The organism is Gemella haemolysans, assembly GCF_001553035.1.
Classification (GTDB): Bacteria; Bacillota; Bacilli; order Staphylococcales; family Gemellaceae; genus Gemella; species Gemella haemolysans_B.
Genome location: NZ_KQ959973.1, coordinates 1 through 571 on the forward strand (window position 1 = coordinate 1; position 571 = coordinate 571).

At 36.6% G+C, this 571-nt stretch carries 1 protein-coding gene; it reads right to left on the minus strand.

The window, feature by feature from the left end; genetic code table 11:
• The coding region (locus HMPREF3186_RS06385; protein ID WP_197415028.1) for a YPDG domain-containing protein at positions 1–571 on the minus strand (571 nt) is incomplete at both ends.

The window sequence follows — 571 nt, forward strand, 5'->3', positions numbered from 1 at the left end:
TAGGATCTTGTTCAACATCTAGTGTCGGTGTAAGTTTTTCTGGTGGTGTTACTGTTACTTTTACAGGTACTTCTTCTTCTGATCCATCTGGGTATCTTACTAGAACTTTTCCTGTTACTTCTTCACCTGGGTTCTTATCTTTTGGAATTGTTACTGTTACTTTTCCATCTTTATCTACTGTGATTCCTGGTGTTCCACTTGTGTAAGTTGTTCCATCTGGAATTTTCTTACCATTCGCTTCACTTACTGGGATATCTACTGATGTTCCTGGTTTTCCATTTCCATCTTCGTATTTCGGTGTGTAATCATCTTTATCACGATTAGTTACTGTTACTTTTACAGGTACCTCTTCTTCTGATCCATCTGGGTATCTTACTAGAACTTTTCCTGTTACTTCTTCACCTGGGTTCTTATCTTTTGGAATTGTTACTGTTACTTTTCCATCTTTATCTACTGTGATTCCTGGTGTTCCACTTTCGAATGTTGTTCCATCTGGAATTTTCTTACCATTCTTTTCTGTTAATGGAATTTTTACTTCAGTTCCTGGTTTTCCATTTCCATCTTCGTATTT